Consider the following 23759-nt stretch of genomic DNA (forward strand, 5'->3'; position numbering starts at 1 on the left):
GCGAGGGTCTCCGTGGAAGACAACGATCAGTGGTTGGGATTGAATGCGCGTCCCAGAGACGCGGGCATGTTGATGCGGATCCAGTTCACATTGCGCGAGATCAGGACCAGCACCAGGATGGTGGCCAGGTAGGGCAGCATCGACAGCAGCTGGGACGCGATCGGCACCCCCAGCGCCTGCATGTGGAAGGTCAGGATGGTGATGCCGCCAAACAGATAGGCCCCGACCAGCACCCGCAGCGGACGCCAGGTGGCGAATGGCGTCAGCGCCAGCGCGATCCAGCCGCGACCCGCGACCATGTTCTCGACCCACATCGGGGTATAGACCAGCGACATGAAGGCGCCCGCCAGGCCGCAGCAGGCCCCGCCGAACAGCAGGGCCGCCAGGCGGATCCGGCGCACCGGGTAACCCAGGGCATGGGCGGATTCGGGCGATTCGCCCACGGCGCGCAGGACGAGGCCGGCGCGCGTACGGTACAGGAACCAGGTCAGGCCGACCGCCAGCGCCAGGGCGCCGTAGACCAGGGGATGATGCTGGAACAGGGCCGGCCCGAAGAAGGGCAGATCGGCCAATCCCGGCACCGACCAGGAAAACGCCTGGATCGTGGCGCCGACGTAGGGCAGGCCGATGAAGGCGGACAGGCCGACGCCGAACAGGGACAGGGCCAGGCCGCAGGCGACCTGATTGGCCCCCAGCCAGACCACCAGCCAGGCAAAGACACCCGCCAGCAGGGCCCCGACGGCGGCTCCGGCCAGGAAACCCAGGCCGGTGCTGCCGGTCTGCACGGTCACGGCAAAACCCAGGGCCGCCGCCACCAGCATCATGCCTTCGGAACCCAGGTTGATGACGCCGGATTTCTCGTTGACGAGCAGCCCCAGGGCCGCCAGCATCAGCGGGGTGCCGGCGTTCATGGCAGCTGCGATCAGGGGAGCCAGTACGTCCATGGCGTCAGCGCCTCCAGCGCAGGCGTTGGTGGATCAGGACATCGCAGGCCAGCAGCGAGAACAGCAGGATGCCCTGGAAGATGCCGGTGATGGCGCTGGGCATGCCCAGGCGCGTCTGGGACAGCTCGCCGCCGATGTAGAACAGGGCCATGACGAAGCTGGCGAACACGACACCGATGGGATGCAGCCGCCCCACGAAGGCGACGATGATGGCGGCGAAGCCGTAGCCCGGGGAAACCGAGGGGGTGAGCTGGCCGATCGGCCCCATGATTTCACAGGCCCCCGCCACGCCCGCCAGGGCGCCGGAACCCAGCATGCAGCCCCACAGCGCGCGGCGCGAGGAAAACCCGGCATAGCGCGCGGCCAGCGGCGCCAGGCCCCCCACCGTCAGGCGATAGCCGGCGAACAGGCGCGACAGCAGCAGCCAGGATGCCAGGGCTGCCGCCAGCGCCAGCCCGAAGCCCAGGTGCAGCCGGGTGCCCGGCCACACCGGCAGCAGGAAGCTGTCGTCGAACAGCCGCGACTGCGGGAAACCGAAGCCGTCCGGATCCCGCATCACGCCGTGCACCAGGTAGCTGAGCAGGAGCTGCGCCACGTACACCAGCATCAGGGAGACCAGGATTTCATTGGCATGGTAGCGGTCGCGCAGCCAGGCCACCAGCGCCGCCCAGGCAGCGCCGCCCAGGGCGCCTGCCAGCAACGCCAGCGCAATCATCAGCGGCCCGCCTCCGCCGCCCGTCCCGTCGTCGAACTGCAGGATGAATGCGCCGGCCACGACGGCGCCGACGACCAGCTGGCCTTCCGCCCCGATGTTGAAGATATTGGCGCGGAAGCACAGCGCCAGGCCGACCGCGCACAGCAGCAGCGGCGCCATCTTGACGCCGATCTCGGCCCAGCCGTGCCGGCTGGCGAGCGGCTCGACGAAAAAGGCGGCCAGGCCTTCCAGGGGGGGCTTGCCCACGGCCATGAACATGAAGAAACCGCACAAGGCAGTCAGGGCGACCGCCATCAGGGGCGACAGCCACACCATCCGGCGTGAAGGCTCGGCGCGGGCGATGAGCTCAAGCATGGACGGCCTCCGGGACGTTGCGGGCGGTGGCCGCCCCGGCGGCATCGGCCCCGGGCCACAGGCCGCTCATCCATTGGCCGATCCGTTCGCGCGTGGCCTCGGCGCGTGCAAGCGGGGGCGACAGGCGCCCCTTGGCCAGAACGACCAGCCGGTCGGACAGCTCGAACAATTCGTCCAGTTCCTCGGAAATCAGCAGAATGGCGCAGCCCGCATCGCGCAGCGCCAGGAGTTCGCCCCGGATCTGCGCCGCGGCGCCCACGTCGACCCCCCAGGTGGGCTGGGCGATGATCAGCAGCCGGGGCTGGCGCACGACTTCGCGGCCGACGATGTATTTCTGCAGGTTGCCCCCCGACAGGCTGCCGGCCAGGGCCTGCGGACCGGGCGCCTTGACCCGGAAGCGCTCGATGATGCCCGCCGTGATGCGGCGCACGGCACCGTCGCGGATCCAGCCATGCCGCACGGTATCCGGCCCCTGGTGCGAAAGCAGCAGGTTGCGCGCCAGGGACAGGTCGGGCACGGCGCCGCGGCCCAGGCGTTCTTCGGGGACGAACGCCATGCCTTGCATGCGCCGCCAGGCCGACGAACGGTGGCCGACGGGCTGGCCATCGAACAGGATGCTTTCGCGGGCCGCGCGCGTGTCCTCGCCCGAGAGCACGCCCATCAATTCCTGCTGGCCGTTGCCCGACACGCCCGCGACGCCGAGGATTTCTCCCGCCCGCAGGTCCAGGTCGATGCCCGCCAGCGGCGTGGCGAAGGGATGCGCAGGGGGCAGCTCCAGGCCGCGCACCTGGAGCAGCACCGGCCCCGCCGGGCGTTCGTGGTGCTCGTGCACCGGCAGGTCGGCGCCGATCATCAGGCGCGACAGGCCGGCCTCGGTTTCCTGGCGCGGATCGCAGACGCCCGTGACCCGGCCGGAGCGCATCACCGTGCAGCGATGGCACAGGGCGCGGATCTCGTCGAGTTTGTGGCTGATGTACAGGATGCTGCAGCCCTCGTCCGCCAGCTGCCGCAGGACGTCGAACAGCCGCAGCACCGCCTGGGGCGTGAGCACCGAGGTCGGTTCGTCGAGGATCAGCAGGCGCGGCTTGCCCAGCAGGGCACGCACGATTTCCACGCGCTGGCGTTCCCCCACCGAGAGGGTATGGACATGGCGGCGCGGCTCGATGTCCAGGCCGTACTGCGCCGCCGTTTCGGCGATCTGGGTTTCCAGGGTCTGCATGTCGGTGCCCGGCGGCAGGCCCAGGGCGATGTTTTCCGCCACCGTCAGCGTATCGAACAGGGAAAAATGCTGGAACACCATGCCCAGGCCCAGCGCACGGGCGGCCGCCGGATTGGCGATCCGGACTTCCTGGCCATCCCAGTGGACCGTGCCTTCGTCGGGGCGGACCACGCCATAGATGATCTTCATCAGGGTGGATTTCCCGGCGCCGTTTTCGCCCAGGATGGCGTGGATCTCGCCGGGTTCGACGGTCAGGTCGACCGCGTCGTTCGCTCGGACCGCCGGATAGGATTTGCTGATGTTTCGTAAAGCCAGTCGCGCAGGCATGCAGGCATCCTAGTTCGAATCATTCGTGAAACACCCGGGATGCGAAAAATTCTACTCAGGATGCGCAGGGGCACCTAAAGGGGATAAACCCCTAGCCTGGCCTGGCATGCGCGATCCGCCACCGCCGCGCCGCAGGGGCGCCGGGCGGACGACACCGGAATATCACTTAAGATGAATGATCATTATTATTGCACGATGATGACTGAACGTGCCGCAGGCCGAAGACCGTTCAGGCCTCAAAGGCCATGCGCCCGGCGAACCACAGGAACAGCGCGCCCACCAGGCCGCTGCCGGTGCGCGCCAGGCCCTGGCGCCGCCGGAATGCCGCCGCCAGGCGCGCGCCGCCGAAGATCAGGATGGACAGGTACAGCAGGCTGCACGTCTGCAGGATCGCGGCCAGGATGAAGAAGGACAGGGCCGGATGCGGGTAGGCCGGATCCACGAACTGCACGAAGAAGGACAGCAGGAACAGGATGGCCTTGGGGTTGAGCAGGCTGAGCAGCAGGGCCTTGCGGAAGGGACTGCCGGGGCCGCCGGCGACCGCGTGGACCTGCGCCGGCCCCGGCCGCCAGGCCGACAGCAGCAGCCGGACCCCGAGGTACGTCAGGTAGACCGCCCCCGCGGCCTTCAGGGCGATGAACACCATGGGCAGCAGGCGCAGGACCGAGGCCGCCCCAGCCGCCGTCAGTGCCATCAGGATGGAATCGCCGACAAACACGCCGCAGGCGGCCTGGTAGCCGGCGCGCACCCCCCGCCCGGCGCCCGTGGCCAGCACGAACAGGGAATTCGGCCCCGGCAGCAGGACGATGAAGATCGTCCCGGCCAGATAGGTCCAGACGTCCAACACACCATATTGCGACAGCATGGCAGGCCTCGCTACCGGGAAGAAGGCGGTATTTTATGCCGCCGGCGCATTGGCCGGCAGCGGTCCCGGGGTACCCGCCATGCCGGATACCCCGGCGGACATGGCACGATCAGGCGCAGGCCATGCGCTCGGCCGCGTGCATCGAGCCAGTGTCGGCGTAGCGCTCGTGCCAGGACAGGGCCTCGCCGATCAGATGCGGCGTGTGTCCCCCGCGGGCACAGGCGCGGCGGAAATAATCCAACAGCTCTTCGCGGTAGTCCGGATGCGCGCAGCATTCGATGATGCGGGGCGCGCGTTCGCGCGGCGCCAGGTTGCGCAGGTCGGCCAGCCCCCATTCCGTGACCAGGATGTCGACATCGTGCTCGGTGTGGTCCACATGGGCCACCATCGGGACGACACTGGAAATGTCGCCGCCCTTGGCCACCGACTTGCTCACGAAGATCGACAGGTGGGCCTGCCGGGCGAAATCGCCCGAGCCGCCGATGCCGTTCATCATCCGTGTGCCGCCGACGTGCGTGGAATTCACGTTGCCGTAGAGATCGAATTCCAGGGCGGTGTTGATGGCGATGACGCCCAGGCGTCGCACGATCTCGCAATGGTTGCTGATTTCCTGCGGGCGCAGCACGATCCGCCGGGCATACGCATCCAGGTTTTCCATGAAGTGCCGGTACACCGGTTCCGACAGGGTGATCGACGAGGCCGAGGCGAAGGACACGCGGCCCGCATCGATCAGCGCAATGGCGCTGTCCTGGAGAACCTCGGAATACATCTGCAGGTCGCGGAACGGCGCATCCACCAGCCCGTGCACGACCGCGTTGGCGATGGTGCCGATGCCGACCTGCAGCGGCAGCAGCGTATCGGCCAGGCGCCCGGCAGCCACCTCGCCCCCCAGGAAATCGACGATGTGGCGGGCGATCGCCCGGGTGTCCTCATCGGGGGGCAGGACGTTGGAGGGACTGTCGGGATGGCCGGTGACGACGATGGCGGCGATGCGCGCCGGGTCGACGGGAATCGCCGGCGTGCCGATGCGCTGGTCCGGCCGGGTCAGGGGAATGGGTTCGCGCGCGGGGCGGTCCCCCGGCACGTAGATGTCGTGCAGACCCATCAGGCCCATGGGAACGCTGGTGTTCAACTCGACGATCACCCGATCGGCCTGGGCGACGAAGCTGGCGGAATTGCCGACGGACATGGAAGGCACGATGCCGCCATCGGGCAGGATGGCGACCGCCTCGACCACGGCGATGTCGATCCGGGGCAGGTGGCCCGTGCGCAGCTGCTCGACGGTCTCGGACAGATGCTGATCGATGAACATGACCTGCCCTTCGTTGATCTTGCGCCGCAGCGTGGCGTCGGCCTGGAACGGCAGGCGGCGCGCCAGCAGCCCGGCCTCGGCCATGAGCCCGTCGCTGTCGTTGCCCAGCGATGCGCCCGTGATCAGGTTCAGCCGCAGGCGCTCATGCCGCGCCCGCTCGGCCAGCGCGGCGGGCAGTGCCTTGCAGTCACCGGCGCGGGTGAAACCGCTCATCCCGACCGTCATGCCGTCGCGAAACAGGGCGGCGGCTTGCTGCGCCGTCATGATCCGGGATCCAAGCCGGGGGCATTGCAGGCGTTCCATCATCATGGGTCTCCTCGTCTCTTGGTGCGATGATGAATCGAGAATATCATCGTGAATATTCATGGAATCAATGCATACAATTCCATTTATTCATGATGATGGAGGCCGATCTCAATGGACCTGCGCGCCCTCAGCTACTTCGTCGAAACCGCCCGGCGGCAGAACTTCACCCATGCCGCCACGGCGCTTGGCGTCACGCAATCGACGGTCAGCAAGATGATCCGCCAGCTCGAGGACGAGATCGGCGCACCGCTGCTGGATCGCGAACGGCGCCCCGCACGGCTCACCGACATGGGCCGGGTGGTCCTGGCGCGCGGGCAGGAAGTGCTCGCGGCGCACCGGGCCCTGCTGCGCGACATCGCCCGCACGCAGGCCCTGGAACTGGGCCGTCTCGATCTCGGCCTGCCGCCGATGATCAACCGGCTGTTCACCGCGCCGCTGAAGGAATACCGCCAGCGCTACCCGAAGATCGAAGTCGCGCTCCACGAAGACACGGGGCGCGCCATCGAGCGCCAGGTGGCCGAAGGCCGGCTGGACCTGGGATTCAGCCTGATGCCCGTGGCGCCGGAACTGGGCCTGCGCCCGCGGGTCGTGGCCCGGCACCGGATCCTGGCCGTCGGCCAGCCGGGGCTGATGCGGCCCCTGCCGGCTTCGCCCCAGGTCCGCGACCTGCGCGGCCAGCCCCTGGTCCTGCTGGACGACGACTTCGCGCTGGCCCGCCTGCTGGACAGGCAATTCCAGGCCGCCGGCTTCGAGCCGCTGATCGCCGCCCGCAGCGGGCAATGGGACTGGACCTTGTCCATGGCGCAGGCGGGCATGGGCATCGCGCTGCTGCCCGAGCCCTTCATCCGGGATCCGGCGGCCCTGGGCCTGGACGCCCGCCCCCTGGGCCCCGATACCCTGAGCTGGGACATCGCCCTGCTGTCGGCGGCCTGGCCCATGCTGGGCCACGCCGCCCAGGCCTGGGTGGACCTGTGCCGCAAGCACATCGACGGCCCCTGGCCCCGGATGGAAGACGGACGCCCGGACTGACGTGCCACGCCCGGCCCGGCCGCGGAAAGAAAAACGGCGGACCGGATCTCTCCGGCCCGCCGCGTCATGCGCGCGTCCCAGCGGTCAGGCAACGGCCTTTTCGCTATCCGCCACCGAACTGCGGATCAGGTGATCGAAGGCGGACAAGGCGGCCTTGGCGCCCTCGCCGGCAGCAATGATGATCTGCTTGTAGGGCACCGTCGTCGCATCGCCCGCCGCGAACACGCCGGGCACCGAGGTCTGGCCCCGGGCGTCGACCACGATCTCGCCGTGCTTGCTGAGCTCGACCGTGCCCTTGAGCCACTCGGTGTTGGGCACCAGGCCGATCTGGATGAACACGCCTTCCAGTTCGACGCGATGCGGCACGCCGCTCGTGCGGTCCGTGTAGCTCAGGCCGGTCACGCGCTTGCCGTCACCGTGGATCTCGGTGGTCTGGGCCGACGTGATGACATCCACGTTGGCCAGGCTGCGCAGCTTGCGCTGCAGGACGTCGTCGGCCCGCAGGGCGTCGCCGAACTCGATCAGGGTGACATGACCCACGATGCCGGCCAGGTCGATCGCCGCCTCGACGCCCGAATTGCCGCCGCCGATGACCGCCACGCGCTTGCCCTTGAACAGCGGGCCATCGCAGTGCGGGCAATAGGCCACGCCGCGGTTGCGGTATTCGTCCTCGCCGGGCACGTTGATCTGCCGCCAGCGCGCGCCGGTGGACAGGATCACGGTGCGTGCCTTGAGCGTCGCGCCGCTGGCCAGTTCGACCTGGATGGACTTGCCCGGGATCAGACGGCTGGCCCGCTGCAGGTTCATGATGTCGACTTCGTAGGCCTTGACGTGCTGCTCCAGGGCGACGCCGAACTTCGGTCCCTCGGTTTCCAGCACGGAGATGTAGTTCTCGATCGCCATGGTGTCGAGCACCTGGCCGCCGAAGCGCTCGGCCACCACACCCGTGCGGATACCCTTGCGGGCGGCGTACACGGCTGCCGCGGCACCCGCCGGGCCGCCGCCGACCACCAGCACGTCGAATTCTTCGCGGGCGTTCAAGGCCTCGACCTTGGCGGCATCGTCGCCGACGTCCAGCTTGGCCAGGAGTTCCTCGACACCGGCGCGTCCCTGGTGGAAGAGCTCGCCGTTCAGGAACACGGCAGGCACCGACAGGATCTCGCGCTTCTGGACTTCGTCCTGGAACAGGGCACCGTCGATCGCCACGTGCTGGATGCGCGGATTGATCACGGACATCGCGTTCAGGGCCTGCACCACGTCCGGGCAGTTCTGGCACGACAGGGAGAAATAGGTCTCGAACCGGTACTCGCCAGGCAGACTGCGGATCTGCTCGATCACTGCATCATCCAGCTTGGGCGGATGGCCGCCGACCTGCAGCAGCGCCAGCACCAGCGACGTGAATTCATGCCCCAGCGGAATGCCGGCGAAGCGCACGCCGATGTCGGTGCCGGCACGGGCGATTTCGAAGGACGGCGTATGCGCATCACGGGGCGCACCGTCCACCAGGGTAATCTTGTCGGACAGGCTGGCGATGTCCTCCAGCAAGGCACGCAGTTCACGAGAAGATTCGCCGTCGTCCAGGGACGGGCGCAGCTCGACGGGCAGGGTCACCCGCTCGAGATAGGTTCCCAATTGCGCTTTGAGGTTTGCATCCAGCATGTTCATCACCTTTTTTCAAATGCGAGCCCTCTCCCGGCGCACGATTGCGGCGCCGCCCAATCATGAGCGAGGGGAAGGGGGAGCGCCCGCCACGGCCCGGGTGGGCGCGGCGGACGCGGGGGCCGGCGGCGCCGGCGCGCCGGCTTAGATCTTGCCGACCAGGTCCAGCGAGGGGGTCAGCGTCTTGGCGCCTTCTTCCCACTTGGCCGGGCAGACTTCACCCGGGTGGCTGGCGATGTACTGGGCGGCCTTGACCTTGCGCAGCAGTTCGGACGCGTCGCGGCCGATGCCGTTGTCATGGATTTCCAGGACCTTGATTTCGCCGGCGGGGTTCACCACGAAGGTGCCGCGCAGCGCCACGCCTTCTTCCTCGATCAGCACGTCGAAGTTGCGGGCCAGCAGGTGGGTGGGGTCGCCGATCATCGGGTAGTTGACCTTCTTGATGGCGTCGGACGTGTCATGCCAGGCCTTGTGGGCGAAATGGGTGTCGGTGGACACGGAATAGACTTCCACGCCCAGCTTCTGGAATTCGGCGTAGTGATCGGCCAGGTCTTCCAGCTCGGTCGGGCACACGAAAGTGAAGTCGGCCGGATAGAACACGAACACGGACCACTTGCCGGCGACGGTCTGGTCGCTGACTTCGACAAACTTGCCGTTGTGATAGGCGGTGGCCTTGAAGGGCTTGATGACGGTGTTGATCAGGGACATGAAAACAGCTCCTTGTTCAGAGGTTCAGTGAATGGCCGCTAGGGGCAACGGAGACCAGTGTAGGCAAGTCCGGCCGATAAGTAAAATTGATTGTTTAAATGCTGTCGATTGTCATCGACTATCGAAACCGGCGTCTGCGTTCTGGAACAGAATGGCGCCGCGTTGTTTTATGCCAAAACGACATCATGGAATATGCGAAAAAAACATGCAACACAAGTATGATGCATGGTCACTGAGTGATCAGATAAGTCATTGATAAAAAAGATGTTTTAGATGTTAACCATCTTGGGGAATCCATCATCATGCGCAAGAACCTGCCCGTCACTCAACAGGAATACGATTTCCCCGATGGCGAAACACTGTTGTCGGCCACCGACCTCAAGGGCCGCATCACCTACGCCAACGCGGCCTTCGTGCGCGTGAGCGGCTTCGAGCACGCCGAACTGCTGGGCAAGGCCCACAACATCGTGCGTCACCCCGACGTGCCTCCCGAGGCCTACCAGGATCTGTGGGACACCCTGAAGCAGGGCCGTTCCTGGACCGCAGTGGTGAAGAACCGGCGCAAGAACGGAGATCACTACTGGGTGCGCGCCAACGTTGCCCCCGTCTACCATCATGAAGTCCTCAGCGGCTACCTGTCGGTCCGCACCAAGCCCAGCCGGGCGGAAATCGAGGCGGCCGAGCACGTTTTCGCCACCTTCCGGGCCGGCCGCCCGTCCGTACGGTTTCACCGGGGCCTGCTGCTGGACACGGGATGGCGGCGCTGGCGCAACGGGCTGCGCACGCTGTCGCTGCGCCAGCGGCTGGCGCTGATCCTGGCCGGCCTGATGCCTTGCTGGGCAGGCATCGCGTGGCTGGCGGAACTGCGCGGCACAGCCTGGGCCGGCGCCTGCCTCGGCGGCGCCGTGGCAGCCCTGCTGGCCGGCCTGCTGCTGGACCGCTCCCTGGTGCGGCCGCTGCGCGCCATCCAGCGCCAGGCCATCCAGGCCGCCACGGGCCAGCCCGTGGACGACTGGCGGCTATCCCGCCTGGACGAGATCGCCTCGATCCAGAAAGCCATCACCCAAGCCAGCCTGAACCTGCGATCCTTCATCGACGATGTCCACAGCCAGCTGCATGGCCTGCGCCACGCCTCGACCGAAATCGCCCAGGGCAGCCGGAACCTCAGCGGCGAGACCGAACTGGCGGCCAGCCGCCTGTCCGAGACCGCAACGGCGATGGACCAGCTGGCCGGGCTGATCGAGCACAACGCCGGCAACGCCCGGCAGGCTGTAGACCTGGCCCAGGCGTCCGGGCAGGCGGCCACCCGCGCCGCGGACATCGTGCACCAGGCGGCGCAGCAGATCGAGCGCATGGATGCGGCCAGCCAGAAGATCGGCGACATCGTCCAGGTGATCGACAGCATCGCCTTCCAGACCAACATCCTGGCGCTCAATGCCGCCGTCGAGGCTGCCCGGGCAGGCGAACAGGGCCGCGGCTTCGCCGTGGTCGCCGGCGAAGTCAGGGCGCTGGCCCAACGCTCCGCTGCGGCGGCGCGGGAAATCGGCGGCCTGATCCATGAAACCGTGCAGATCGCCCAAGGCGGCGTGGCCCGCACGCGCGAAGCCACCGAGGCCATGAGCGACATCCTGGAGCAGAACGGCCGCGTCGGCGAACTGATCGACCAGATCCACCGTGCGGGCCAGGACCAGGCGCGCGACCTGGCGCGCATCCAGCAAACGTTCATCCATCTGGGCGACCTGACCCAGGGCAATGCGGCGATGGCCGAGGAATCGTTCACCGCCGTGCAGACCCTGGACGGCCAGACCCTGAGCCTGGCCAGCGCGGCCGGCGTGTTCCGGCTGGACATGGGCGCCGCCGCGCCCGCCCTGCCCCGGCCGGATGTTCCGCCCCGCCTCGCGGCCTGAAGAGAACGCCCAGGCATGCCAGGGAGACTACACTGGGAAAGCGGCCCTGCCGCCCCGGAGGATCATTGCCTTGGCATTCACGCGCTCCAGCCCCAGACGCTCCGTGCGCCGCCTGCTCGCCCTGCTGTCGGCCCTGTGCTGCGCATGGCCGACGCACGCCGCACACATCCTGCTGGATGCGGGCCATGGGCCGCAGCAGCCCGGCGCCACGGGTGCCAGCGGACGCGCCGAATACCTGTACAACCGGGACCTGACCGCCACCCTCGCCCATGAGATCGCCGCGCTGGGCGACCGGACGACCCGGATCGAGGGCATCGAGGCGGACATCCCCCCAGCACTCCGGCCGGCAGGCGCGCCGGACGCGGATCTGCTCGTGTCGATCCATCACGACTCGGCCCAGGCGCGGTATCTCCGGGCAGGCCGCCGGACCGAGTTCGCCGGCTATTCGATCTTCGTCTCGGAACGGAATCCCCGCCCGGCCCACAGCCTGCAATGCGCCCGGGCCATCGGTGAGCGGCTGCGCGCCTCGGGAGAGCGCCCGTCGGAATACCACGCGGAGCCGGTGGAAGGCGAAAACCACCCATTCGTCGACCGGCGCCTGGGCATCCACCGGTACGACGGCCTGGCCGTGCTCCGGGCCGCACCCATGCCCGCCGTGCTGATCGAGGCGGGCGTCATCGTCAATCCCCGGGAAGAAACCCGCCTGGGAAACCCGGAGACGATCGCGCGGCTGGCCCGCGCCATTGCCCGGGGCGCGCATGCGTGCCTGTCGGACCAGCGCACCGGGAACCGGGGCGCCGGCACCCGCCCCGCCGACTTGTAACAAGCCTCTCCCGCCCCTTGAAACCCCGGTAATCGTCCTTATAATTAGCACTCGATGGGGTTGAGTGCTAACAACAGCGGCCGGCCCCCGCATTTTCCAACTGTTTCTACGTACAGGAGTTCCTCCATGGCACTGCGTCCTTTGCACGATCGCGTGATCGTCAAGCGTCTGGACAACGAGCGCACCACCGCCTCGGGTATCGTCATCCCTGACAGCGCGGCTGAAAAGCCCGATCAGGGCGAAGTCCTGGCCGTCGGCCCCGGCAAGAAGACCGAGGACGGCAAAGTGATCCCGGTCGATCTGAAGGTCGGCGACAAGGTTCTGTTCGGCAAGTATGCCGGCCAGTCCGTCAAGGTCGATGGCGAGGAAGTGCTCGTCATCCGCGAGGAAGAAATCCTCGCCGTGATCCAGTAAGCCACCCCCATCAAACCAAGGAATCTCAACATGGCTGCAAAGCAAGTTTATTTCGGTGACGACGCCCGCGCCCGCATCGTCCGCGGCGTCAACATCCTCGCCAATGCCGTCAAGACCACCATGGGCCCCAAGGGCCGCAACGTGGTGCTGGACCGCTCCTTCGGCGCCCCCACCGTCACCAAGGACGGCGTCTCCGTCGCCAAGGAAATCGAACTGAAGGACAAGTTCGAGAACATCGGCGCCCAGCTGGTCAAGGAAGTCGCCTCCAAGACCTCCGACAACGCCGGTGACGGCACCACCACCGCCACCGTGCTGGCCCAGGCCATCGTCGAAGAAGGCCTGAAGTACGTGGCCGCCGGCATCAGCCCCATGGACCTGAAGCGCGGCATCGACAAGGCCGTGATCGCTGCCGTCGACGAACTGCACAAGCTGTCCAAGCCCTGCACCACCAGCAAGGCCATCGCCCAGGTCGGTTCGATCTCGGCCAACAGCGACACCTCCGTCGGTGAAATCATCGCCAACGCGATGGACAAGGTCGGCAAGGAAGGCGTCATCACCGTCGAAGACGGCAAGTCCCTGGACAACGAGCTGGACGTCGTCGAAGGCATGCAATTCGACCGCGGCTACCTGTCGCCCTACTTCATCAACAACCCCGACAAGCAAGTCGCCGTGCTGGATGATCCGTTCATCCTGATCTTCGACAAGAAGATCAGCAACATCCGCGACCTGCTGCCGGTGCTGGAACAAGTCGCCAAGTCCAGCCGCCCGCTGCTGATCGTGGCCGAGGACGTCGAGGGCGAAGCCCTGGCCACCCTGGTCGTGAACAACATCCGTGGCATCCTGAAGACCACCGCCGTCAAGGCCCCGGGCTTCGGCGACCGCCGCAAGGCCATGCTGGAAGACATCGCCATCCTGACGGGCGGCACGGTGATCTCCGAAGAAACCGGCCTGTCGCTGGAAAAGGCGACCCTGGACATGCTGGGCCAGGCCAAGCGCATCGAAGTGGCCAAGGAAAACACCACCATCATCGACGGCGCCGGCGATGCCAAGAACATCGAAGCCCGCGTCAAGCAGATCCGTGCGCAGATCGAGGAAGCCACCTCGGACTACGACCGTGAAAAGCTGCAGGAACGCGTGGCCAAGCTGGCCGGCGGCGTGGCGGTGATCCGCGTGGGCGCGGCCACCGAAGTCGAAATGAAGGAAAAGAAGGCCCGCGTCGAAGACGCCCTGCACGCCACGCGTGCGGCCGTCGAGGAAGGCATCGTCCCGGGCGGCGGTGTTGCGCTGATCCGCGCCAAGGCCGCCGTGGCCAAGGTCAAGGGCGACAACGCCGACCAGGACGCCGGCATCAAGCTGGTCCTGCGCGCCATCGAAGCCCCGCTGCGCACCATCGTCACCAATGCCGGCGACGAAGCCAGCGTGATCGTCAACGCGGTTGAAAAGGGCGAAGGCAACTACGGCTACAACGCCGCCACCGGCGAGTACGGCGACCTGGTCGAACAGGGCGTGATCGACCCGACCAAGGTCACCCGCACCGCGCTGCAAAACGCTGCCTCGGTCGCCAGCCTGCTGCTGACCACCGAAGCCGCCGTGGCCGAAATCGTCGAAGACAAGCCCGCTGCTCCGATGCCCGACATGGGCGGCATGGGTGGCATGGGCGGCATGGGCGGCTTCTAAACCCCTGCCCTTCCCGGTCCGGCGCCACGCGCCGGCCGGCACCCGGCCAATGGAAATCCCCGTCGCGGTCCGCCGCGGCGGGGATTTTTTCATGCGGCGCCGGCGGCCGCGTCCCGCCAGCCCATCCATTACAATGCCCGCACCACCCGGACCAGCCGACCATGACCCAACACTCTCCCTACAAGAGCACAGGCGGACTGCTGCGCATCGCACGCGCCTTCGGCTATTCGCTGCAAGGGCTGGGCGCAGCATGGCGCCAGGAGGCCGCGTTCCGCCAGGAAACCGCGCTGGCAGCGATCCTGATCCCGCTGGGCCTGTGGCTGGGCGACACCGCCACCGAGCGGCTGCTGCTGGCTGGCGCACCGGTGCTGGTACTGGTGGTGGAGCTGCTCAATTCCGCCATCGAGGCGCTGGCCGATGCGATCAGCACCGACCACCACCCCCTGCTGGGACGTGCCAAGGACATCGGCAGCGCCGCGGTGCTGCTGACACTGCTGCTGGCCGCGGCCGCCTGGGCGGCCGTGCTGGCGCCGCGCTGGTGGCCGTCGTGAGCGCCACGTCCGCAGCACGCTCCGGCCGGGACCGGCGCCCCCGCCCCGCTTCCCTGCCGCATCCACCAAAACCCCACGACAACAGCCCGACCCCATCATGACTTTCACCGACAAGCTGAACCGCGCCTGGCGCGCCCAGGATTCCCTGCTGATGGTGGGCCTGGACCCCGACCCGCGGCGCTTCCCCAAGGAACTGGAAGGCCGCCCGGACGCGGTCACCGAGTTCTGCCTGAGGATCGTCGAAGCGACCGCGCCCTATGCCTGTGGCTTCAAGCCGCAAATCGCGTATTTCGCCGCGCTGGGCGCCGAGGACCAGCTGCAGGACATCTGCCGGGCGATTCGAGAACGCCACCCGGACCTGCCCATCGTGCTGGACGCCAAGCGCGGGGATATCGGCAGCACGGCCGCGCAATACGCACGCGAGGCCTACGAGCGCTACGGCGCGGACGCCGTGACCGTCAATCCCTACCTGGGCCGCGATTCGGTGCAGCCCTACCTGGACTACGGCGACCGCGGCGTCGTCATCCTGTGCCGCACGTCCAACCCGGGCGGCGGCGACCTGCAGGAAATGCGCCTGGCCAACGGCACGCCGCTGTACCTGCACGTGGCCGACCTGGTCGCCCAGTCCTGGAACACGGCGGGCCAGTGCGCCCTGGTGGTGGGCGCGACTTTCCCCGACGAGATCGCCCAGGTGCGCCGCCGCGTCGGCGACATGCCGCTGCTGATCCCCGGCGTCGGCGCCCAGGGCGGCGACATCCCCGCCACGGTGAGGGCCGGCCGCACGGCGGCAGGCGCGGGCATGATGATCAATTCATCCCGCGCAATCCTGTACGCCAGCCAGGGCGACGACTGGACGCAGGCCGCCGCGCAGGCCGCCCGCACCACGCGCGACGCGATCCGCGCCGCGTTGCAGGGCTAGGATTCCGCGGGCACCGGAGCAGGGGCAAGACATGGACCTCGACTATCGCAGGCTCTACGATATGGTCCGCGCGCGCTTCGAATCCGATGCAGCCCTGGAGGCTTTCCTGCCCCAGGCGCTGACGCCGGAGGCGCTGCGCGACAAGGGCGACGACCGCTATCTTTCGGCCATGACCCAGCGGGTCTTCCAGGCCGGCATGCAGCACGCGGTGGTCGATGCCAAATGGCCCGAATTCGAGCTGGCTTTCCAGGGTTTCGACCCCGAGGCCATGGCCCGGCTCGGGCCCGGGCAGATCGAAGACCACATGCAGAACGGCCGGATCATCCGCGACCGGGCCAAGCTGCGGACCATCCCCGAAAATGCCCGGTTCATCCTGGAGATCCGCCAGGAAAGGGGCGCGGGCTTCGGCGCCTTTCTCGCCGACTGGCCGGATACCGACACCATCGGCCTGTGGCGCCTGCTGGCCAAGCGTGGCGCACGCCTGGGCGGGCGCTCGGGCGCAGGCTTCCTGCGCCTGGCCGGCAAGGATACATTCCTGCTGACCAGCGACGTGGTCGCGCGCCTGAAGGCCGCGGGCGTCATCGACCGCGAACCGTCCAGCCAGCGCGACTTGCAGGCCGTGCAGGATGCATTCAATGCATTGCGGCAGGAATCGGACAGGCCGCTGTGCCAGCTGTCGGCCCTGATGGCCCTGAGCATCAATCCGGCGTTCTAGGCCGACACCGCCCGGAACCGGCGGCACGGGGCCCGTGCGTCAGGCCTTGCCCAGCTCGACCAGTGCCGCCTGCAGGGCGCGGCGCACCGCCGCGGCACGCACGGCCTCGCGGTCACCCTCGAAGACCTGGGTGACCGCCCGGGTCACGATCCCGGTGCCGGTGCGGCGCGCGATGCCGAAGCACACCATGCCGACCGGCTTGCCGGGTGTGGCGCCGCCCGGCCCGGCGATGCCGGTGGTGGACAGGGCCAGGTGGGCGCGCGGCACCACGGCCAGCACGCCGCCGGCCATTTCCATGGCGATCTGCTCGCTGACGGCTCCGAAGCGTTCCAGGGTATCGGACGATACCCGCAGCTGTTCGATCTTGGCCGCGTTGCTGTAGGTGACGAAGCCGCGCTCGAACCACAGGCTGGAGCCCGGGCACGACGTGATGGCCCCCGCCAGCAGCCCACCGGTGCAGGATTCCGCCGTGGCGCACAACCAGCCCGCCGCGCGCAGCGCGGCGCCCACCTCGCCCGCCAGGGCGCGCGTTTCGCGTTCGTTCATGACAGCATCCCCAGGCGAACGAGCAGCGCGCCCGCCAGCAAGGCATACAGGGCCGCGACGATATCGTCGATCATGACCCCGAAGCCGTTCTTGAAACGCCGGTCGAGCAGGCTGACCGGCGGCGGTTTGACGATGTCGAAGAAGCGGAACAGCGCCACCGAGACGGCCTGGGCCCAGAACCCCGGGGGCATCAGCCACAGCACCAGCCAGATGGCGACGATCTCGTCCCAATTGATGCCGCCGTAATCGGATACGCCCAGGTCGTCGCCGCAGCGCTGGGCGGCCCAACAGCCGATCCCGAAAGACAGCAGCAGCACCAGGGCCACCCAGCCGTCGGGCAGGTCGCGCAGCAATACGGCCCACAGCAGCCAGCCGGCCAGCGTGCCCCAGGTGCCCGGGGCCGGATGGATCAGGCCCGAACCCAGGCCGAACGCCAGGATCCGCTCGGGGCGCGAGAAGACCCACGCGGCGGTCGGCCGCGGACGGCCGCCGCCCTTGGCGTCGGGAGCGGCACCGCCCGTCATGCGATGCCCCCGCAAGGTTCGGAAAAATGGTCGAAGCCCCGGCGCACCAGCGGCACGGCCTGGCCGTCGCCATCGAGCACGCGCACGCCCTGTCCACGCACCAGTGTGCCCACCCGGGCAACCGGCACGTTCAGCTGCCGCCCCAGGGCCTGGATCTGCTCGCGCCGCAGGGGCCGCGCCGTGAAGCACAATTCGTAGGCATCCCCCCCGGCCAGCAGGGCGTCGCGGCGCAGGGATTCATCCAGGCCGGCCAGCGCCGGATGCGCCGGCAGGGCATCCATCCACAGTTCGGCGCCGCAATGGCTGGCCTGAAGAACGTGGCCGAGGTCCTGCAGCAGGCCATCGGACACGTCGATGGCCGCATGGGCCACGCCAGCCAGGTAACGGCCCAGCTTCAGGCGCGGCGTCGGGCGATCGAGCAGGGGCCGCGTGGCCCGCAGGCGTTCGGGATCGGGGGGCAGCTGGCCCAGGACCAGGCGCAGGGCCAGGTCGGCCCCGCCCAGCGTGCCGGAAATCCAGACGTCATCGCCGACCCGGGCCGCATCGCGGCGCAGGGCGTGGGAACGGCGGACCTCGCCCAATACGGTGACGCTGAGGACGATGCCGGACATGCCACGCGTGGTGTCCCCGCCCACCAGCGGACAATGGGACTCGCGGGACAGGGCATGGAAGCCTTCGGAAAAGGCGGCCAGCCAGGCGTGATCCACGGCCGGCAGCGACAGCGCCAGCGTGCAGGCCAGGGGCCGGGCCCCCATGGCGGCCAGATCGGACAGGTTCACGGCCAGGGCCTTGTGACCCAGGGCTGCGGGATCGGCATCGGGCAGGAAATGCCGGCCTTCGACCAGCATGTCGGTGCTGACGGCCAGCTCGCAACCCGTGGACAGGCTCATCAGGGCGCAATCATCGCCCACGCCCAGCATCCGGTCCGGAGAAGGCCGCTTGAAATAGCGTGCGATCAGGTCGAATTCGCCATCCGCCTGCATAAGGCCGTCCTGTGCCGCGTCAGCGGCGCGCCGTCGCCTGGACCTCGGGAGCGCGGACTTCGGCCGCGAGCTTGTCGAGCACACCGTTGACGAAACGGTAGCCGTCCGTGCCGCCGAAGGACTTGGCGAGTTCGACGGCCTCGTTGATGGCGACGCGGTAGGGGACTTCGACGTGCTGGACGAGTTCGAAGCTGCCGATCAGCAGCACGGCATGCTCGATCGGGGACAGCTCGGCCAGGGGACGGTCGATATAGGGCACGAACCGCTCGCGCAGCGCCGCGGCCTGGGTGGCCGCCCCCTGGAGCAGGGTCTGGTACCACTGTGCGTCGGCCTGGTCGAAATCCTCGCCGTCGCGCACATGGGCGTCGATCTCGCCCAGTTCGGACAGATCGGAACCGCCGCGCAGCAGCCAGGCGTACACGCCCTGCAGCGCGAATTCGCGCGCCAGACGGCGCGCGCTGCGGGCATTGGCGCGGCCGGCGCGCGGGGACTTGGCTTCAGTCATCCACATCCTCTTCGTCTTCGTCGTCGAAGTCGTCGTCATCCTCGTCGTCGTCCGATTCCGGTTCGAGGGCGGCCACCAGGTTGGCCATTTCGACGGCGGCCCGGGCGCAGTCGCGTCCCTTGTCGGCCGCGCGGGCCAGGGCCTGCTCGTCGGTGTCGGTGGTCAGCACGCCGTTGGCGACCGGGATGCCGGTTTCGAGGGCGATGCGGCTGATCGCCGCCGCCGATTCGTTGCTGACGATCTCGAAGTGGTAGGTTTCGCCGCGGATCACGGCACCCAGGGCGATCAGGGCATCGAATTCGAATGTCTCGGCCATCTGGGCCAGGGTCACGCCCAGTTCCAGGGCACCGGGCACGGACACCACCATGACGTCGCGCTCATCCACGCCCAGGGCGGCCAGTTCGTCGAGGCAGGTCTGCAACTCGGCCACGCCGATTTCTTCGTTGAACCGTGCACGCACGATGCCGATATGCAGGCCTTCCCCGTTCATGTCGGGGGTCATCACGTAGGGGTTCATAGTCGCGATTCCATGGTCAGGTCGCGGCGTCGGATACGCCGGGTTCACTATGGTAACCCGTAATGGTCAGGGAGAACCCTGCCATGCTGGGCATTTTGCGCGGCCGCGCCAGCAGCCGGGCCTGGCCCACGCCGAGGTCGCGCAGGATCTGCGCGCCGATGCCGAAAGTGCGCAGGCCATGGCGCTCGCCGTCGACGACCGGTTGCGCGGCCAGGGCGTCGCCACCGCTGCGGGCCCAGGCATCGAACTGCGCGAACAGCAGGTCGGATCCGCCATGGCAGTTCAGCAGCACCAGCACGCCGCTGGGCGCCTGCGCGATGGCCCGCAGGGCCTGGGGAATCGTCCAGCTGTGGCGCGTGGCGCCTTCGCAGAGCAGATCCAGCACGCTGGCCGGCTCGTGCACGCGCACCAGGGCTTCGTGATCGGGGCGGATGTCGCCATGGACCAGGGCCAGGTGCGGCGCATTGGCGGCGCGGTCGCGGTAAGCCACCGCCCGGAACGATCCCCAGGGCGTCGCCACCGGGCGCTCGACCAGGCGCTCGATCATGGACTCGTGCTCGCTGCGGTACTGGATCAGGTCGGCGATGGTGCCGATCTTCAGCCCGTGTTCCCGCGCGAACACCACCAGGTCCGGCAGGCGCGCCATGGAGCCGTCTGGCTTGAGGATTTCGCAGATCACGGCGGCCGGCGTCAGCCCCGCCATGGCGGTCAGGTCGCAGCCGGCCTCGGTGTGGCCGGCGCGCACCAGCACGCCGCCCTGGACGGCGCGCACCGGGAAGATGTGCCCCGGCTGGACCAGGTCGGACGGCCGGGCGTCGCGCGCCACGGCGGCCTGGATGGTGCGGGCGCGGTCGGCTGCCGAAATGCCGGTGCCCACGCCTTCGGCGGCTTCGATCGAAACGGTGAAATTGGTGCCGTAGCGGGTACCGTTCTGATTGGACATCATGGGCAGCTGCAGCTGGTCGCAGCGTTCGTGCGTCAGCGTCAGGCAGACCAGCCCGCGCGCGTGGGTCACCATGAAATTGATCGCGTCGGGCGTCACGAAATCGGCCGCCAGGACCAGGTCGCCCTCGTTCTCGCGGTCTTCCTCGTCCACCAGGATGACCATGTGGCCGGCCCGCAGTTCGTTCACGATCTCTTGGACCGGGGAAATCTCGAAGGGCGGCTCGTTCGGAGTCGCGCTGGATGCCATGTTCATGTCAGGGCCAAATTGAAAACGGAATGCGGGCATTTTAGCCCTTGCCGGGCTCCGGCCCGCCCAGCAGCGCGTCGGCGAATTCCGCCGCGACGAAGGGCTGCAGGTCCTGCATGCCTTCGCCCACGCCGATCCAGTACACGGGCACGGGCCGCACGCCGCCGCTGCCAGCCGCCACCGCCGCCAGCGTTCCGCCCTTGGCCGTGCCGTCGAGCTTGGTGACGACCAGGCCGGTCAGGCCCAGCGCGGCATCGAAGGCGCGGATCTGCGCCAGCGCATTCTGGCCGGTATTGCCGTCCACCACCAGCAGGATCTCGTGGGGCGCGGACGGATCCGCCTTGCCGATGACGCGCTTGATTTTCTTGAGCTCTTCCATCAGGTGCAATTGGGTGGGGAGCCGGCCCGCCGTGTCGACCAGCACCACGTCCGCCGCCCGCGCACGCCCGGCGTTGACCGCATCGAACGCCACGGCCGCCGGGTCGCCGCCTTCCTGGGCGATGACCGTGACGCCATTGCGCGCGCCCCAGGCCACCAGCTGTTCGCGTGCCGCCGCCCGGAAGGTGTCGCCGGCCGCCAGCAGCACCGTGGCCTGGCGTTGCCGCAGCGCATGGGCGAGCTTGCCGATGGAGGTGGTCTTGCCGGCGCCGTTGACCCCCGCGATCATGACCACCATGGGTGCGGCCTCGCCCACGACGAAGGGCTTTTCCAGCACCTTCAGGTGATCGGCCAGGATGTCGCGCAGCGCGGCGCGCACGGCCTCGGGCTGCTCGATGCGCTGGCGCCGCACGCGCGCGCGCAGTTCCGCCAGCAGCTTTTCGGTGGCTTCGACGCCGGCATCGGCCATGATGAGCGCGGTTTCGAGTTCCTCGAACAGGTTCTCGTCGACGCGTACCCCCGTGAACAGGCCGCCCAGGCTCTGCCCGGTGCGCGACAGGCCGCGCCTGAGCCGGACCAGCCAGGATCCGGAAGAAGCGGCAGGGGCGGCTTCCTGGGCGGAACGGTCCAGGCGGACCAGGGGATCGGCGGTCTCGTCGGGGCGATCCGACCAGGCGTCGGGCGGCTGGACGGGCGCATCGACTGGCGCGGGCTCGACCCCGGAGGCAAATTCGGATACCGGCTCAGCCGCCGCGGGCTGCACATCGGCCTGACTCGCAGCGCCGTCGCCCGCCGCGGCATCGGCTTCGGCCGCCACCCAGGCATCGGGCAGCTCGGTGGGCGCAACCGGCGCCACTTCCTGCGCATCCTGGGTTTCCGGCGCGCCGGGGACGCTGTCCCGCCCGGAGGCCGATTCCTGCGGCGCGGGCGCCTTCTTGCGTTTAAAGAAACTGAACATAGGCTTTACACTGAAAAAATCCGGCCAAGGCCCGGCACGGAATCGACGCCGCGAAACGGCGGACCGCGCATGAAAAAACATCAGATCCGTATTGTAGGCGGTGCCTACCGCCGCACGCCCATTTCCGTACCGCCAGGCGATCACCTGCGTCCGACGCCCGACCGCGTGCGGGAAACACTCTTCAACTGGCTGGCGCACTTCTGGGACGGCTCGTTCGCCGGCCGCCGGGTGCTGGACCTGTTCGCCGGCACGGGGGCGCTGGGCTTCGAGGCCGCGTCGCGCGGTGTGGAAACCGCCCAGCTGGTCGAGCAGGCGCCCGCCGCGCTGGCAGGCCTGCGGGCCGTCCAGGCGCGCTTGCGCTCGCCCGCCATCCGCATCCACGCCGGCGACGCCTGCGCCTTCCTGCGCGCCCAGCCGGCGCCTTCCTACGATCTGGTGATGCTGGATCCGCCTTTCGGCGCAGGCTGGCTGCAGCGCCTGCAGCCCCTGCTGGACCGGGCCGTGCTGCCGGGTGGCCTGCTGTACCTCGAATCGGAGGCCGCCCCCGAGGCGCTGCCGCAGGAATGGGAGTTGCTGCGCCAGGGGCGGGCAGGCCAGGTTCACTACGGGTTGATCCGGTTTGCTGCAACGCAAAAAAATATGAATAATGGCGGCCTGGGGACACCCTGAACAGCCGCCCGAGCGGGCGCGCCCCGCTTCCCGCCAGGACGGATCCGGATCGGCCTAACGGCGCATCCAGACCGCCAAGCGATCCGAACACCGATTCCGTCAACCTATACGGAGACCGCATGATCACCGCCGTCTACCCGGGCACTTTCGACCCGCTCACCCGTGGACACGAGGACCTCGTGCGACGGGCGGCCAGCCTGTTCGACCAGGTCGTCGTGGGCGTGGCCCACAGCCAGAACAAGCGGCCGTTCTTCACGCTCCAGGAACGCCTGGAGATTGCCGAGGAAGTCCTGGGGCACTACCCCAACGTGCGGGTGCGCAGCTTCGGCGGCCTGCTGAAGGACTTCGTGCGCGAACAGAACGCCCGCGTGATCGTGCGCGGCCTGCGCGCCGTGTCGGATTTCGAATACGAATTCCAGATGGCCGGCATGAACCGCCACCTGCTGCCCGAGGTGGAAACCCTGTTCATGACTCCGTCGGACCAGTACCAGTTCATTTCCGGCACCATCGTGCGGGAAATCGCCATCCTGGGCGGGGATGTCAGCAAATTCGTGTTCCCGTCCGTGGAGCGCTGGCTGCACGCCAAGGCCAAGGCTCTGCGCGACGCGCAGGAAGCGGCAGGCGGCGCGGCCTGACCCGGTAGGACGCTAGGCGGGCCAGGCCACCTGGCCTGCCGCGGGATGCACCTTGACCAGCCGGCTGGGCTGGCCCAGCCACTGGGAAAACCAGGCCGAAGCCAGCTCGCCTTCGTCCACGACCCGCACTTCGTGCCCGCCGATCCTGGCTGTGCGTTCTACGCTGTCGTCGTCCTCGATCACGTCCAGCGGCACGTCCAGGCGCAGCATGCCGGGCGCACGGATCGCCAGGTAGCCGAAGCGCATGCTGATCTCCAGTTCGGCCAGGGCAGGCGCCCGGCCCGCATCCAGCCAGCAATCCTGGTCGTCCACCACCAGCCAGCAGCGGTCGTAGGGCCGCGCAGCCTCGTCGGCCAGAATGGCCGCCCCGGCGATCGGCCGAAAAGAGGATTCGCTCGTCATTGCATG

General features: G+C 68.4%; 25 protein-coding genes. 10 read left to right on the top strand and 15 right to left on the bottom strand.

The window, feature by feature from the left end; genetic code table 11:
* Window positions 1–26: 26 nt before the first annotated feature.
* From ABD022_RS06915 to scpC, 5 genes are all read right to left on the bottom strand, one after another.
* Window positions 27–944 carry an ABC transporter permease gene (locus ABD022_RS06915; protein ID WP_325124274.1) on the bottom strand — a complete coding sequence of 306 codons (918 nt, stop codon included), beginning with the start codon at window positions 942–944 and terminating at the stop codon, window positions 27–29.
* A 4-nt stretch (window positions 945–948) separates the two neighbouring features.
* Window positions 949–2013, bottom strand: coding sequence for an ABC transporter permease (locus ABD022_RS06920; RefSeq protein ID WP_343820608.1), 1065 nt, complete (start codon window positions 2011–2013; stop codon window positions 949–951).
* Window positions 2006–3559, bottom strand: coding sequence for an ABC transporter ATP-binding protein (locus ABD022_RS06925; RefSeq protein WP_343820609.1), 1554 nt, complete (start codon window positions 3557–3559; stop codon window positions 2006–2008). The genes ABD022_RS06920 and ABD022_RS06925 overlap by 8 nt, the downstream gene beginning before the upstream one ends.
* A 229-nt stretch (window positions 3560–3788) precedes the next feature.
* Entirely contained in the window at window positions 3789–4424 is a 636-nt protein-coding gene (leuE, locus tag ABD022_RS06930; protein WP_325124277.1) for a leucine efflux protein LeuE, read from the bottom strand.
* A gap of 109 nt (window positions 4425–4533) precedes the next feature.
* A complete protein-coding gene (gene scpC / locus ABD022_RS06935) occupies window positions 4534–6045 on the bottom strand; it encodes a succinyl-CoA:acetate CoA-transferase ScpC (RefSeq protein WP_325124278.1) in 1512 nt (503 codons plus the stop codon).
* Window positions 6046–6153: 108 nt separating this feature from the next.
* Between scpC and ABD022_RS06940 the strand changes: the two genes are divergently transcribed.
* Window positions 6154–7071, top strand: a complete 918-nt coding sequence (locus ABD022_RS06940; protein ID WP_325124279.1) for a LysR family transcriptional regulator — start codon at window positions 6154–6156, stop codon at window positions 7069–7071.
* A gap of 84 nt (window positions 7072–7155) precedes the next feature.
* On the opposite strand, the gene ahpF is transcribed toward ABD022_RS06940, so the two are convergent.
* Window positions 7156–8730, bottom strand: coding sequence for an alkyl hydroperoxide reductase subunit F (gene ahpF, locus ABD022_RS06945; protein WP_325124280.1), 1575 nt, complete (start codon window positions 8728–8730; stop codon window positions 7156–7158).
* Between the two features lie 144 nt (window positions 8731–8874).
* Window positions 8875–9438: an alkyl hydroperoxide reductase subunit C gene (gene ahpC / locus ABD022_RS06950; RefSeq protein ID WP_325124281.1), complete on the bottom strand. Its 564-nt coding sequence runs from the start codon at window positions 9436–9438 to the stop codon at window positions 8875–8877.
* A 302-nt stretch (window positions 9439–9740) separates the two neighbouring features.
* Between ahpC and ABD022_RS06955 the strand changes: the two genes are divergently transcribed.
* From ABD022_RS06955 to ABD022_RS06985, 7 genes are all read left to right on the top strand, one after another.
* Window positions 9741–11345 (top strand): methyl-accepting chemotaxis protein, encoded by a 1605-nt coding sequence (locus ABD022_RS06955; protein ID WP_325124282.1) that lies wholly within the window; start codon window positions 9741–9743, stop codon window positions 11343–11345.
* Window positions 11346–11415: 70 nt separating this feature from the next.
* Complete coding sequence (locus tag ABD022_RS06960; protein WP_325124283.1) at window positions 11416–12168, top strand: N-acetylmuramoyl-L-alanine amidase family protein; 753 nt, start codon at window positions 11416–11418, stop codon at window positions 12166–12168.
* A 126-nt stretch (window positions 12169–12294) separates the two neighbouring features.
* Window positions 12295–12582 (top strand): co-chaperone GroES, encoded by a 288-nt coding sequence (locus ABD022_RS06965; protein ID WP_343820612.1) that lies wholly within the window; start codon window positions 12295–12297, stop codon window positions 12580–12582.
* 30 nt (window positions 12583–12612) lie between these two features.
* Window positions 12613–14259: a chaperonin GroEL gene (groL, locus tag ABD022_RS06970; RefSeq protein WP_343820613.1), complete on the top strand. Its 1647-nt coding sequence runs from the start codon at window positions 12613–12615 to the stop codon at window positions 14257–14259.
* A 161-nt stretch (window positions 14260–14420) separates the two neighbouring features.
* Complete coding sequence (locus ABD022_RS06975) at window positions 14421–14810, top strand: diacylglycerol kinase (protein ID WP_343820615.1); 390 nt, start codon at window positions 14421–14423, stop codon at window positions 14808–14810.
* Window positions 14811–14907: 97 nt separating this feature from the next.
* Window positions 14908–15729 carry an orotidine-5'-phosphate decarboxylase gene (gene pyrF / locus ABD022_RS06980; RefSeq protein WP_343820616.1) on the top strand — a complete coding sequence of 274 codons (822 nt, stop codon included), beginning with the start codon at window positions 14908–14910 and terminating at the stop codon, window positions 15727–15729.
* A gap of 31 nt (window positions 15730–15760) precedes the next feature.
* Window positions 15761–16444 (top strand): DNA-3-methyladenine glycosylase I, encoded by a 684-nt coding sequence (locus ABD022_RS06985; protein WP_343820618.1) that lies wholly within the window; start codon window positions 15761–15763, stop codon window positions 16442–16444.
* Between the two features lie 39 nt (window positions 16445–16483).
* On the opposite strand, the gene ABD022_RS06990 is transcribed toward ABD022_RS06985, so the two are convergent.
* Genes ABD022_RS06990 through ftsY form a run of 7 tightly spaced genes read right to left on the bottom strand, consistent with a single transcriptional unit; the run spans window position 16484 to window position 22047 of the window.
* The gene (locus ABD022_RS06990; protein ID WP_343820620.1) at window positions 16484–16990 is read right to left on the bottom strand and encodes a CinA family protein; all 507 of its coding nucleotides are present in this window, start codon (window positions 16988–16990) and stop codon (window positions 16484–16486) included.
* The gene (locus ABD022_RS06995) at window positions 16987–17514 is read right to left on the bottom strand and encodes a phosphatidylglycerophosphatase A family protein (protein WP_343820621.1); all 528 of its coding nucleotides are present in this window, start codon (window positions 17512–17514) and stop codon (window positions 16987–16989) included. Before ABD022_RS06995 ends, ABD022_RS06990 begins: the two co-directional genes overlap by 4 nt.
* Window positions 17511–18497 carry a thiamine-phosphate kinase gene (gene thiL, locus ABD022_RS07000; protein WP_343820622.1) on the bottom strand — a complete coding sequence of 329 codons (987 nt, stop codon included), beginning with the start codon at window positions 18495–18497 and terminating at the stop codon, window positions 17511–17513. Before thiL ends, ABD022_RS06995 begins: the two co-directional genes overlap by 4 nt.
* 19 nt (window positions 18498–18516) lie before the next feature.
* Window positions 18517–19002 (bottom strand): transcription antitermination factor NusB, encoded by a 486-nt coding sequence (nusB, locus tag ABD022_RS07005; protein ID WP_343820623.1) that lies wholly within the window; start codon window positions 19000–19002, stop codon window positions 18517–18519.
* Complete coding sequence (gene ribH / locus ABD022_RS07010; protein ID WP_343820624.1) at window positions 18995–19519, bottom strand: 6,7-dimethyl-8-ribityllumazine synthase; 525 nt, start codon at window positions 19517–19519, stop codon at window positions 18995–18997. The genes nusB and ribH overlap by 8 nt, the downstream gene beginning before the upstream one ends.
* Window positions 19520–19535: 16 nt before the next feature.
* The gene (gene ribBA, locus ABD022_RS07015) at window positions 19536–20717 is read right to left on the bottom strand and encodes a bifunctional 3,4-dihydroxy-2-butanone-4-phosphate synthase/GTP cyclohydrolase II (RefSeq protein ID WP_343820626.1); all 1182 of its coding nucleotides are present in this window, start codon (window positions 20715–20717) and stop codon (window positions 19536–19538) included.
* A 34-nt stretch (window positions 20718–20751) separates the two neighbouring features.
* Window positions 20752–22047, bottom strand: coding sequence for a signal recognition particle-docking protein FtsY (ftsY, locus tag ABD022_RS07020; protein ID WP_343820627.1), 1296 nt, complete (start codon window positions 22045–22047; stop codon window positions 20752–20754).
* Between the two features lie 69 nt (window positions 22048–22116).
* Here ftsY and ABD022_RS07025 point away from each other — a divergent pair, with 69 nt between their 5' ends.
* Together ABD022_RS07025 and coaD are read left to right on the top strand one after the other, a co-directional pair.
* Entirely contained in the window at window positions 22117–22716 is a 600-nt protein-coding gene (locus tag ABD022_RS07025; protein WP_343820629.1) for an RsmD family RNA methyltransferase, read from the top strand.
* Window positions 22717–22835: 119 nt separating this feature from the next.
* Window positions 22836–23351 (top strand): pantetheine-phosphate adenylyltransferase, encoded by a 516-nt coding sequence (coaD, locus tag ABD022_RS07030; protein WP_343820631.1) that lies wholly within the window; start codon window positions 22836–22838, stop codon window positions 23349–23351.
* Window positions 23352–23363: 12 nt separating this feature from the next.
* On the opposite strand, the gene ABD022_RS07035 is transcribed toward coaD, so the two are convergent.
* Window positions 23364–23753, bottom strand: a complete 390-nt coding sequence (locus tag ABD022_RS07035) for an MOSC N-terminal beta barrel domain-containing protein (protein ID WP_343820632.1) — start codon at window positions 23751–23753, stop codon at window positions 23364–23366.
* Window positions 23754–23759: the final 6 nt, after the last annotated feature.

Source organism: Castellaniella daejeonensis, from assembly GCF_039523555.1.
GTDB classification, from domain to species: Bacteria; Pseudomonadota; Gammaproteobacteria; order Burkholderiales; family Burkholderiaceae_B; genus Castellaniella; species Castellaniella daejeonensis.

Coding starts and splice junctions, on each gene's coding strand:
- scpC (WP_325124278.1), bottom strand. CDS start 6,045: ATGATGATGGAACGCCTGCAATGCCCCCGGCTTGGATCCCGGATCATG.
- ahpF (WP_325124280.1), bottom strand. CDS start 8,730: ATGCTGGATGCAAACCTCAAAGCGCAATTGGGAACCTATCTCGAGCGG.
- ABD022_RS07025 (WP_343820629.1), top strand. CDS start 22,117: ATGAAAAAACATCAGATCCGTATTGTAGGCGGTGCCTACCGCCGCACG.
- ABD022_RS06940 (WP_325124279.1), top strand. CDS start 6,154: ATGGACCTGCGCGCCCTCAGCTACTTCGTCGAAACCGCCCGGCGGCAG.
- ahpC (WP_325124281.1), bottom strand. CDS start 9,438: ATGTCCCTGATCAACACCGTCATCAAGCCCTTCAAGGCCACCGCCTAT.
- ftsY (WP_343820627.1), bottom strand. CDS start 22,047: ATGTTCAGTTTCTTTAAACGCAAGAAGGCGCCCGCGCCGCAGGAATCG.
- ribH (WP_343820624.1), bottom strand. CDS start 19,519: ATGAACCCCTACGTGATGACCCCCGACATGAACGGGGAAGGCCTGCAT.
- nusB (WP_343820623.1), bottom strand. CDS start 19,002: ATGACTGAAGCCAAGTCCCCGCGCGCCGGCCGCGCCAATGCCCGCAGC.
- groL (WP_343820613.1), top strand. CDS start 12,613: ATGGCTGCAAAGCAAGTTTATTTCGGTGACGACGCCCGCGCCCGCATC.
- ABD022_RS06985 (WP_343820618.1), top strand. CDS start 15,761: ATGGACCTCGACTATCGCAGGCTCTACGATATGGTCCGCGCGCGCTTC.
- coaD (WP_343820631.1), top strand. CDS start 22,836: ATGATCACCGCCGTCTACCCGGGCACTTTCGACCCGCTCACCCGTGGA.
- ABD022_RS06995 (WP_343820621.1), bottom strand. CDS start 17,514: ATGACGGGCGGTGCCGCTCCCGACGCCAAGGGCGGCGGCCGTCCGCGG.
- ABD022_RS06915 (WP_325124274.1), bottom strand. CDS start 944: ATGGACGTACTGGCTCCCCTGATCGCAGCTGCCATGAACGCCGGCACC.
- ABD022_RS06955 (WP_325124282.1), top strand. CDS start 9,741: ATGCGCAAGAACCTGCCCGTCACTCAACAGGAATACGATTTCCCCGAT.
- ABD022_RS06920 (WP_343820608.1), bottom strand. CDS start 2,013: ATGCTTGAGCTCATCGCCCGCGCCGAGCCTTCACGCCGGATGGTGTGG.
- ABD022_RS06975 (WP_343820615.1), top strand. CDS start 14,421: ATGACCCAACACTCTCCCTACAAGAGCACAGGCGGACTGCTGCGCATC.
- thiL (WP_343820622.1), bottom strand. CDS start 18,497: ATGCAGGCGGATGGCGAATTCGACCTGATCGCACGCTATTTCAAGCGG.
- ABD022_RS06925 (WP_343820609.1), bottom strand. CDS start 3,559: ATGCCTGCGCGACTGGCTTTACGAAACATCAGCAAATCCTATCCGGCG.
- leuE (WP_325124277.1), bottom strand. CDS start 4,424: ATGCTGTCGCAATATGGTGTGTTGGACGTCTGGACCTATCTGGCCGGG.
- ABD022_RS07035 (WP_343820632.1), bottom strand. CDS start 23,753: ATGACGAGCGAATCCTCTTTTCGGCCGATCGCCGGGGCGGCCATTCTG.
- pyrF (WP_343820616.1), top strand. CDS start 14,908: ATGACTTTCACCGACAAGCTGAACCGCGCCTGGCGCGCCCAGGATTCC.
- ribBA (WP_343820626.1), bottom strand. CDS start 20,717: ATGAACATGGCATCCAGCGCGACTCCGAACGAGCCGCCCTTCGAGATT.
- ABD022_RS06965 (WP_343820612.1), top strand. CDS start 12,295: ATGGCACTGCGTCCTTTGCACGATCGCGTGATCGTCAAGCGTCTGGAC.
- ABD022_RS06990 (WP_343820620.1), bottom strand. CDS start 16,990: ATGAACGAACGCGAAACGCGCGCCCTGGCGGGCGAGGTGGGCGCCGCG.